This is a genomic window from Sellimonas catena (assembly GCF_027924685.1).
GTDB lineage: Bacteria > Bacillota > Clostridia > Lachnospirales > Lachnospiraceae > Sellimonas > Sellimonas catena.
This window is the reverse complement of sequence record NZ_BSBO01000054.1, coordinates 1-10,238: the sequence shown is the minus strand read 5'-3', so window position 1 is coordinate 10,238 and position 10,238 is coordinate 1. Positions and strand designations below refer to the sequence as shown.

Genomic DNA, 10,238 nt, shown 5'->3' with positions numbered 1-10,238 from the left:
GACTACCGAAATATCTGCGTAACGCACTCCATCCAGAGTCTATAGGGGCATAAATCACTATTTTGTCATCTGAAATATTGAATTTTCAAGGAGCGAAGCCCATTTCAGGTATGGGAAGTCTTAGTTATTTATTTTATCGGCAATATTTTCATTGGTCATAGTTGATGAAATATAAATATTAGACACATTGGCATCAGCACTTTCACCAGCATCTACTTTCAACCTAATATACATGCCATAAGCATCTTCCGGTATGATAATCTTTGTATTTTCAGTTATTTTATATACGTATTTTGATGATGTACTACCCTTAATATTTATTCCGATATATAAATATACACCACTACCAGTTATATTAATTTTGAATTCCTTTTCTTTTCCTCGTTCAAATAATAATGGTAATTCGCTTTGATTATAGTACATATTACAAAATGCATCATCTGTGGCTATTCCACTAATTTCACACGATGTAAAATTTATATTCCACATAAATGTAACTCCATTATGTGTTCTTTTATATTTTTTAAAATTTAATTGTGGTACATAGTGTCCAGGATTTTCTTCTCTAAATGCATTAAAAATTGATTTAAATACATTATAACAATTTAATTCAGAAATAGAACTTATTTGTTCCCTTACCGCCTCCCCCGGAGTTTGGTATTCCGTCCCATCATAACCTATCTTAATATCATTCAGTGCTGCGTCTGCAGTTGTCCCACCTTCTGGAATTTTCTGCATTTCTGCTATCTGAGCGGTATGTACGTCAATATTTTGTTCTGCAGTATCTACTCTTTCTTTTATTTTCGAAATTTCTGAACGATTCTGCGAAATGTCCGCTTCTGTTTTATCAACATTTTTCATAGCTTCCACTAATGCCTGATACTCATTGGAACTTGTAATACTAGACGAAGCAATCCTGTTTTTTGAGACCTGAATCTGGAAATCAAATGATGTTACAACATGTTCTCCATCCATCAACTGAAGTTGTGACTTTACTACACCTTCCTCCGCCAGCATTTGTGGTGTCAAGCCAAATAAGACACAATAGTCATTTACGACTGTTCCATCGGTATAGGTTTCCATACCACTTGGCTTCTGGCAATAGATTCTGACTTTACTAATGTTCCCTTCTGTTCCTGAAAGCATGACTCGCACTGCACGTCCGTCATCATACTGAACTGCTTTCAACGTTTGAACAATATTGGATATTCCTCTAAAATCCAAATTTAATACTTTTATTGATTCCATTCCATTACTCCTTTTTTTCCTGGTATCCACCGAACAAATACTACATTTTTTTGCTCGCTTGGAGTGCCACCTCCTCCCGGATATCTCAAGCAAAATCCCCATGGATAGTTATAATAATTTGTTACCCATATTTCTTCTCCGGTTTGATCACCTGTTTGTCCGCCTACTGTTCCTCCAAACTCATTGATGCTTGCCTGAACAACCTGTCCATTTCCTATGTTCATTGCAGTATGTCCTTTTTGCCCGGTAATCAGTACATCTCCACGCATCATCCCTGATCCAGTCTGGAAGTTCACCTGATTTGTTACATCCTGAAAACCTGCTGCCATGAAATAGCTTCTCATATTGGCTGTATTTACTCCGGTTCCTCCTCCAATGTTCAATCCAGCTTCCCTGTATGCGGTTGTCAAAAAAGAAGAACAATCATAGTTTGGTCCCCATCTGTCTGCCTGATCATATCCGTGAGAACTGTCATTCGCAATATTGATGGCCCATTGTACTGCTTCTTCCACAATATTTTTCAGAATTCCATCAATTCTTGCATCCCATTCTCTTGCATAACGAAGCCGGTTCTCCATCATCGGAGTCCCGGCTCTTTCATAGTTTGCTTCCCATGCATAGGTCAACCATTCAATATCTTTTGTCGACTGAATGAACTCATTAAAAGATATGTTATATGAGCTTGTTGCATAATACTGAAGTCCATTTTTTCGCTCGTAGTCAGTAACAGCGAGCTGACAGTCAATCGTCAGATAATCTGTTCTCCCGATGGCTCTTGCTCTTTCCTGCAGATTTGTTCCCGGAGTCCACTGATTCAATCCAACTCCCTGACTCCAGTCACCATCGACTCCCTGAAAATTCGCAGGATCACATCCAGCTTCCTGTTGAACATTTGCTAAATATGCTACAATCGGATTTCTTTTCCATCCATATTGGTTATAAAGCTTCTGTGCTATTTCACTCCCGTTTTCGATATATCCCATCAGATATCTCCTCCTTCGGAAGTTTTTCCTCCTACTAAGATACCGTCTACAAAATCCATATAAGATCCATCAGAAAATTCTGCGCGACCGGTCTTTGTTGGATCGCCTCCTGATCCAACCGTATCGATCATAATATTTGATGTCGCGACATAATCGGAACGAAATCTTGTTTCTCCCGTTTGTCCATCGGGTCCGATGATCGCTCTCCAATAAGATTCACTACTTGACTCTCCTTCTTTTTGATACAGAAACCCATCTGTTCCAACCTCAAAAGGACCTATTGTCATTTTCTGGGCGTTGATCACTCCTTCATCCAGGTCAAAATAATTGTTTCCCAATTTATCTGCAAGTTTCCCCGCCACTATCAGATCTGCAATGATCCCCTCTGCTGTCATGCAGGTTCTCCAATCCCAGGATCCATCCTGCAGTTTTTCTTTCGCAAGTCTCAATCCTTGTGTCCCGGCTTCCATTGCTCCATATAATTCGGACATTTCATCCAGCACTTCTATCAGGAATGCGGCCGAATTTGTTTTCTTTGCTGCTGTCGACTGTGCCAGGAGACTTGCTTTCATTGCATCGATTGTTCCTTTGACCTGTTCTGCAATCAGGGATCCGTCTTTCCGGATGGTTTTCTCTACCCTCTGAGCTACTGCAGACATTTCTTTCAGATAGTTATAACGGAAGTCACCTAATTCTACTGCAGAATTTTTCTTTCTGATGTTATCATAGGTAATTTTGATTGCTCTTGCCGTGGTTGTAATCCCAAGTTTCTTGTGCTTACACTGAACTGTATCCCCCATACCGATCATCTCAAGGCCCTTTACGTGTTTATATTCTTCTGTTTTTTCCAATGCATACATATCACAGGAATAATTACATTTTGGCTTGTCCACTCCTTGTTGAAACTGTTCCTTACATAATCGGATCAGTTCTTCCCTAAGTTCCGCCAAAGTTTCAAACCCTTGTTCGTCTTCTCCGGCATCTTCCTTGAGTTTTACATCTTTAAATTCTATTTTCTTCTTATATATAATAGGATAATTTCCAATATATGGACTGTCCACCCATGGTGTTTCTCCTTCCAATGTATACCCGTTATACGCTACCGGAATAATCCTTGTCACAACATCTGACATATCAATATCTTCCTCAATCTCTTTACAGTTAAATCCAAATTCTGCACGAGCACCATTGTCTGATCCGAGCTTTTCATTAATGATCATCTCATAATTATCGTAAAACACTTCTCCACCAAGCTGATTCAAAAATGAAGTTTCTGCATCTCCCTGTACTGCTTCTATGAAATTTGTTCCAGAACATTCGATCTGTGCTGTTCTTGTAATATCCGAAGTCGCATGATATTGGTCCTGGCCTTGCAACATTGCATCCAGTACTTGCTGTCCGTTTCCTGTCACAGATAACACATCAATAAAAACTTCCTTCGCCGCATCGTACATGACCGGACGTGCATAAGCCGTGATCCTCAGTCTGCTTTTTTTCTTACGGTAAATCCGGAACAACTGTTTTTTCGAATGAAATAAGGGAGCTGCAATCACAGCCCCCTCCTGAATGTATGTCCATCTTTGCTCCTCATCAATTGGATGGTTCAATTCCATTTCCCATGTTCCATTCAGCTCACATTCCGTCTCGCAGCTTTCCGGCAGTAATGTCATATCCCCATTATGCGTGAAATCCATATTTCCCGCGGAATAAATATCAATCATTATAATCGCCTCCAGTTTGGAATAACTTGGACCTGAAATCCATCAGAATATTCCATTGTATTTTCTCCCGGAAGAAGATAGAGGTCTTCATAGTCCCCTGTTGCCGCATGATTGACTGCAGTTCCATCTGATATATAAGTCAGCCTTCTCTCCGTATCAATATACAATTCTTCCGAAACATCCACGGAAAATGAATTTCCATTTACAAGCAGTTCACATGATCCTTTCCCAGTAATGTGATACGTTGGATAGGTCAAAAGATAGGGATTGTATTGAATGGCTTCACAGTTGTATTCTGCCAGTCCATCCTGTAGGTAATACAGCCCATCTTTCGATACGAAGGTGGCCTTAAATTTTCCTGTACGCCGGCTGCTTCTCTCATTATTATCAAGTTCCACCTTGGAGATTCGGAAGAAATAGTCTGGATCATCACTCAGAATCAATGTTGTGTTTCTCTTGGAAAGCCATTCCTGCACCATTCTCCATCTGTCCATCCAGTCTTCTTCTGCCCCGATGTAATTCATCTGGATTTCAATATTCTGTTCTTCATAGGCCTCTTCCTCTTCATAAAGTGCCCCATCTCTCCCCGCAATTTCCATACTATTGCTTTTTCTCTTTGCGGCCGGAATATTCGGGCGATTCACAGCATAGACTTCCAATTCTGATGCACATTTTCCTCCATAACAGATATCATACATTTCTATCATACTCCTTTCGCCGTCTGATACCCGCGATGTTTCTGTCCCATCTTATCCAGTATCATATCTGTCATAATGGATACCAGTTTGGTATCTCCCAGATAAATGTTATTTTCCGCTACCAGAGGCAGTTCTCTCATTGCTTCTGTAATCAATGCAGCAAGGGTCGAATTATTCCTCAGGTTTTCTTCCCGAATGTAGGATTTCAGCAGATCAATCGGAAGAACCGCTTCTTTTCCGGCTTCTCCTCCACCCATCAGGGAATTCCCATTTGACCCCAAAATAGTTGGACGATTCAAAATTCCTCCGTTTGCATACCATTTCACACTGACTTTTGGAACTTTAGGAGGAACTAAACTGAATCCACCTGTGATTTGAAAATGCGGCATCTTAATTTTAGGAATCCAATCAAAGGAGAAGAACTTTTTCAATGCATCTCCGATCCCTTCAAAAAAATCTTTTATTGATCTTCCAATTCCATTTACACCATCCCGAAACCATTCACATTTGTTATACAATGTGACAATCCCCGTTACTACTAATGTAATTAGCGAAATAATCAGCAAAATCGGATTTGCTTTCAACACAGTCCATAAGCTTTTTACAATGGGGGTTGCTTTCGAAAATCCATTCATCATACTTCCAACTCCTGATGTCATGAATCCTATCCCACTTAATGCTGGTCCCAGTGCAGCTGTCAGCAAGACAATCACACCGATGATCTGTTGTGTACTTGGAGGCAATGAATTGAACTTAGCCAGAAGGCCTGCAACAATCTGCGTAATCTGTGTAACGATTGGTGCCACGGTTTCCGCCAGTTCTGCTGTCGCCTGCTGAAAATCTGCTGTTGCCTGGTTTCCTGCTACCAGGTTTGCATTATTTTCCTGCCATTTCTGACCTGCCTGCATCAATCCCTGTTTTGCCAATTCCTGCATGATCAGATTTGCTCTTTCGGATTCATTCCGACAGTTCGCAAGTTTCGCTTTAAAAGCATCTTCTGATGTTCCCGCCCAGTTCAAGACATCCGCAAAGGTTCCTGTCACGGTTGCAGTCTTTGCTGTTTCATTGATGGATTCTGCAAGTCCGTCTATCGGGATGCTGTCTCCGTATTTTGCCCATGCACCGATTGTCCCGTTGAGTAACTCCTGTAACTGTCCCTGCGATAATCCAAGTGCCTGCAGGTTTGCCGTTGTTGTTGCAGCTGTCTGATCATCTGCAAGAACACCATACAATGTTTTGTATGTTTGCTCTGTTTCTTCCGCGCTGTATCCGGCCAGCTCACTGGAGGATTCCAGTGATGCCATAATCTTTCTGTATTCCGCTGTAGCCGGTACTGTAGCTGCCACTGCTCCTGCAAGTCCTGCTGCCGCCGTCGACACACCACCCATCTTTTCGCCGGCAGATTTTGCTTTTTCTCCAAGATTGTCCAGCTTTTTTGCATAGTCCTGCATTCTGGCACTTCCACTTTTCAGCTTTTCTTCAACCTCTTCCAGTCCCTTTTTATAATTGTTCAGAGACGTCTTTGCCTGATTCAGCTGATTTCTCTTATTCTGGATTGCCTTTTCATCACGATTCTCTGCACTTTCAAGCTCATCCAACTGTCTGGACAAAATTGTAACCTTATCGGAATAATCTTTCGTCTGTTCTGCCAGATATTTCTGTGTCTCTTTCAATTTTTCTGCCGTCTTGGTGCTTTCATCCCATGTGGATTTCACAAGATTAAAGGCAGATCGATTCTCCTGAATGGATGCTGTAATTTCTTTCAAGCTCTTGTTAAAATCAACCGTTCCGTCAGCTTTAAAAACAAGGCCGACTCTTTGCAGATTATCTGCCATAAAGTGCCTCTACCTCCTTTCTTTTTTCTTTCTGGAAGACTTCATAACATTCATTAAAAAAGATCGGATCTGAGTTCCAAAATTCTTCTTCACTCATTCCCATCTTCCTTGCAGCTATCATATATTCCGGCCAGTTAATGTCTACGGCTTCACCTTCGTCTTCGCCTGTTTTTTTTTAGCATATTTATCATATTCTTCCTGGAAGGCTTGTAATACCTGTTCCACCTGCTCTGGATCCGGAGGGACAAGAGACAGCGCTTCATCAAATGTCACGTTCTTCCCGTTGCTTCTCAGCACTGCGTAAATCACATCCGCAGCAATCTTGAAACTTTCTCCTTGCGTCAGGCTTTTGGGATTTTTCCCTGCTTTTTTCTGGATTCGGTAAAATCCTTTCTGTTTTTGCAAATAATAAATCGTTCCGAAATTCACCCGGACGGAAAGCCTGGTTCCGTCCGTCAGATCTACAAAATGTTCCTTCATATATGATGTCACTCCTTATTCCGTAGCAACCGCGGCCGCCAGGTCTTCTTTCGTCAGAATCGGTTTTGCAAAAAACTTTTCTTCTGTAATTCCCTCCGGGATGTTTTTGGCTGATGTATCTACCATCGCTTTAATATCGTCATTCTCATTAAACGGGTATGCTTTAATGGTGATGGTGTCTGTCTGTTCGGAGAAGCTTTCTTCTCTTGTTTTCGTTTCATCCGTATTCTCAGAAAGCTTACATTTTGGATACCATTCCAATCTCACTTTTCCACGTTTCAGTTTGACCACCTTACCATACGCAAAGAACGGACGTACTCCTTTTCCTCCTGAAAGAACCAGCCCGCCTGCATCAACAACATCTCCACGCATCCTGGCTAATGTTTCAGCCGGGAATGCAATCACTTCCACTTCAATATCCGTCGATGCGGTACTGGAGTCTGTATCATATACCCCTCCACTTGCATATACATCTGTGTTCTCTGCATTTTCCGTTACTTTTACACTTTTTACTACTTCTGTCTTTTCCACTTCTTCGCTGTATGTTCCAGAATACTCGTCGTTCTCCGACTGATCAAAACATACATACTGTGCTCCGATCGTCTCTTTAATTGGCGGTTTCTTTGTTGTAATCGACATTTCTTCCTCCTTTACTTCCACATATCTTTCTCAATGGAGTTATAATATTTCTTTTGATTGGTTTTAAATGTTGGAGCCACATGACTTGTCGCACGTGCCCGTATCGTTCCATTTTCCACCATTGGTCCATAATATTTTCTCCACCCAACTTCTATCTCTTTCTTCGTTTTTCTGTATGTAACAGAATCCAAAAGATGCGTATATCCAGCTTTTCTTACTTCTGATCTCGGTTTTGGAAGTTTTCGCACATCAGCTACCAGCATCTTTGCTCCTGTTTCCATGGCGGATAGTACCTCTTCATCCGTAACCTGGAACTGCGAGAGAAGATCCTCCATAAAATCCAATCCCGCAGCATCAAAATCCATTTCAGACATCTTCGATCACATCCACCGAAAAATAAGTGTGCCATGTCTTAGAAAATACCGGATCATTCTCCACATATTCATGCTGAAAAGCCGGATGGATTCCCTGCTCTCTCAGCTTTTTCCTCAGTTCTTTGTATTTTGCATGCTGCGGAGTACGAGCAAAGAACGAGATCTGATAGGTAACAATATTCTGATATTCACCTCCGGAAGCCATCTCATCCTTTTCCATATATGGCCAAAACACGATCCTTGGATACTCATTCGTATTTTTATCGCTGGTAATTCCTTCATTTACCGGAATCTCCAATTCATGTAATAAATCACTCAGTTCCTGTTTTGTCACGAATGTTCATCTCCTTTTCCGGCCGGATCAACGTCAGCTCGGTTTCCGGGAATCCGTTTTTATCCGTCACATGCGTTGCGTTATAAACCTGATGCTGTTTCCCATCTATTACGCATACACACCTGCTGTCTATCTCTTTGTACATCGGAATCCGGATCTTCATAGTTACTTCTTTTCCACCCTGATCAAATTCATACTTTGTCCGATCATAGACTGATAATTCCCGATACCAGATGTCTCCCACTCCTGAATCTTCCAGATAGTCTTCCGGATAATCCATTTGATCATCCTGACGGATCCGATAATACTGCATGGCCCCCGACGTATACTCAGGAATCTCCATCTATATCCACCTCACTTCCTAACTGCCAGCTCAAGATCAACGATGCATAGTTGCTTTCCCATTCATTCACCTTGTGATGATAAGCATAATATACATAATTTTTTAGCAGCATCCGGAAATCCAAATCCACTTCCAACTGTGATACCGGATTGAGTTTTTTCAGCCTTACATAACCTTCTTTGATGTAGTTTCCTAATGAGTTATCTGGAAAATACGGCGGAATCTGAAATTCCTGCCGCACTTCCACAATGAGCTGTTCCAATTCTTCCGCCGTTATCATTTCCATAAGATACCTCCATCACTGTTATGCTCCTGCTGTCACCTGAGTAACCGGAAGAACATATTCCACAAGCTTGGTAACATCAAATACCACTGCACAATTATCGTCCACCGCCCGGCCGTTTGCATAACATTTACCGATAATAACATCCGCATCATCCAGAGCCTTTGTCTGATCATACTCTTTCATCTGAACTGATGTAGCACCCATCGTATAAACCCCTTTAATCGTGAAAATCCCTTTCCCCTGAGGGCAATTTGCATCCACATGCTTATTGATCGGCATAAAGGATGTATTTCGATATCCTCCGGTCAATGCCTCACCATAGAGAGCCGGATCCACATATTCTGCCTCATCCAGAGGATTACAGATCAATTCCAGTTCGCTGACTGTTCTTTTTCCATTGTTCGAAAGTGTTTTTCTTACTCCGGATAATCCTTTTGGAGAGAACTTGGTCACCGTAGATAAGGTGGCTTTATCATCCGCCGTTCCGTCTTCCTTGAAAGTTTCAATCTGCTTCATAATTCCAATTGGTCCTGTCTTTCCATCTCCTGTCAGATAGCCTTTCACCAGTCCGTCCTGCATCGCTTCCGCCAGAATAGCTGTGAAATATTTGTCCACAAATGGAAGGGAGAGATCACGAATTGCCTTCGGGATCACCAGATATACGGAAAGTTTATGCTGTTCAATGTTCAGTCCACTGAGTTCTGCAGAAAGCTCCCCGGTAATTGCAGCTGTCAGATCTCCCCATACTGCAACCCCTGAATGTTCTCCAACAATCCATTTCTTTACATCCGCCGGTGCAAATTCGACCAGTTCAAGAATATCGCTGGCCTTTTTCACATCATCCAATGTTCTGTCAACAATACTGGTTGGGATAATATCAATCTGACTTGCTGTGACAGCCTGCTTAATATCCTTAAACTTTTCATAGAATTCTTTTTCTTCTTTGGAAAGAGAATGCAGACCAAGGGATCTCCGGTAATCTTCATCTGCTGCCGCTCTTGCATTCTGCTCTTTCAGTTCTTCAATCAGTTTTTTATTTTTTGCTGCTACAATCATTTCTGCTGCCTGGTAAATTGCTTCACCCTTGTCTTCCGCATTATCGAGCAGCTCTTTTACTTTTAACTGTAATTCTTTATCGATCTCATCAAATTTCATTCTGCTTTACCTCCATTAAAAAAGTGTCTTCGACACTTCAGCCCCCTAGCCCCCATTCATGGGGGAATTGGGGGTTTCTTTTTATGTGTTTTTCCTGCATAATAGACTTATGAATATATTACAAACCATTTTTAAAGACCAT

General features: G+C 41.5%; 12 protein-coding genes. All 12 read right to left on the bottom strand.

What is annotated here, in order from left to right; translation table 11 throughout:
* Positions 1 to 120 precede the first annotated feature (120 nt).
* The 12 genes from Selli1_RS17245 to Selli1_RS17190 all read right to left on the bottom strand — a co-directional run bounded on the left by Selli1_RS17245 (position 121) and on the right by Selli1_RS17190 (position 10,096).
* Positions 121 to 1,248: a hypothetical protein gene (locus Selli1_RS17245; protein ID WP_281874269.1), complete on the bottom strand. Its 1,128-nt coding sequence runs from the start codon at positions 1,246 to 1,248 to the stop codon at positions 121 to 123.
* Complete coding sequence (locus Selli1_RS17240) at positions 1,236 to 2,231, bottom strand: phage tail tip lysozyme (RefSeq protein WP_281874267.1); 996 nt, start codon at positions 2,229 to 2,231, stop codon at positions 1,236 to 1,238. The genes Selli1_RS17245 and Selli1_RS17240 overlap by 13 nt, the downstream gene beginning before the upstream one ends.
* Positions 2,231 to 3,952: a phage tail spike protein gene (locus Selli1_RS17235; RefSeq protein WP_281874266.1), complete on the bottom strand. Its 1,722-nt coding sequence runs from the start codon at positions 3,950 to 3,952 to the stop codon at positions 2,231 to 2,233. The genes Selli1_RS17240 and Selli1_RS17235 overlap by 1 nt, the downstream gene beginning before the upstream one ends.
* Positions 3,952 to 4,650 (bottom strand): distal tail protein Dit, encoded by a 699-nt coding sequence (locus Selli1_RS17230; protein WP_281874265.1) that lies wholly within the window; start codon positions 4,648 to 4,650, stop codon positions 3,952 to 3,954. The genes Selli1_RS17235 and Selli1_RS17230 overlap by 1 nt, the downstream gene beginning before the upstream one ends.
* A 5-nt stretch (positions 4,651 to 4,655) precedes the next feature.
* Entirely contained in the window at positions 4,656 to 6,485 is a 1,830-nt protein-coding gene (locus Selli1_RS17225) for a phage tail tape measure protein (RefSeq protein WP_281874262.1), read from the bottom strand.
* Positions 6,486 to 6,626: 141 nt separating this feature from the next.
* Complete coding sequence (locus Selli1_RS17220) at positions 6,627 to 6,965, bottom strand: hypothetical protein (RefSeq protein WP_281874260.1); 339 nt, start codon at positions 6,963 to 6,965, stop codon at positions 6,627 to 6,629.
* 15 nt (positions 6,966 to 6,980) lie between these two features.
* Positions 6,981 to 7,604: a major tail protein gene (locus tag Selli1_RS17215; protein WP_281874259.1), complete on the bottom strand. Its 624-nt coding sequence runs from the start codon at positions 7,602 to 7,604 to the stop codon at positions 6,981 to 6,983.
* Positions 7,605 to 7,615: 11 nt separating this feature from the next.
* On the bottom strand, positions 7,616 to 7,978 hold the full coding sequence (locus Selli1_RS17210) for an HK97 gp10 family phage protein (protein ID WP_281874257.1): 363 nt from the start codon (positions 7,976 to 7,978) through the stop codon (positions 7,616 to 7,618).
* Positions 7,971 to 8,312: a hypothetical protein gene (locus Selli1_RS17205; protein ID WP_281874255.1), complete on the bottom strand. Its 342-nt coding sequence runs from the start codon at positions 8,310 to 8,312 to the stop codon at positions 7,971 to 7,973. The genes Selli1_RS17210 and Selli1_RS17205 overlap by 8 nt, the downstream gene beginning before the upstream one ends.
* Complete coding sequence (locus Selli1_RS17200) at positions 8,290 to 8,655, bottom strand: phage head closure protein (RefSeq protein WP_281874253.1); 366 nt, start codon at positions 8,653 to 8,655, stop codon at positions 8,290 to 8,292. The genes Selli1_RS17205 and Selli1_RS17200 overlap by 23 nt, the downstream gene beginning before the upstream one ends.
* Positions 8,642 to 8,941: a hypothetical protein gene (locus Selli1_RS17195; protein ID WP_281874251.1), complete on the bottom strand. Its 300-nt coding sequence runs from the start codon at positions 8,939 to 8,941 to the stop codon at positions 8,642 to 8,644. Before Selli1_RS17195 ends, Selli1_RS17200 begins: the two co-directional genes overlap by 14 nt.
* Before the next feature lie 18 nt (positions 8,942 to 8,959).
* Positions 8,960 to 10,096 (bottom strand): phage major capsid protein, encoded by a 1,137-nt coding sequence (locus tag Selli1_RS17190; protein ID WP_281874249.1) that lies wholly within the window; start codon positions 10,094 to 10,096, stop codon positions 8,960 to 8,962.
* Between the last annotated feature and the right edge of the window lie 142 nt (positions 10,097 to 10,238).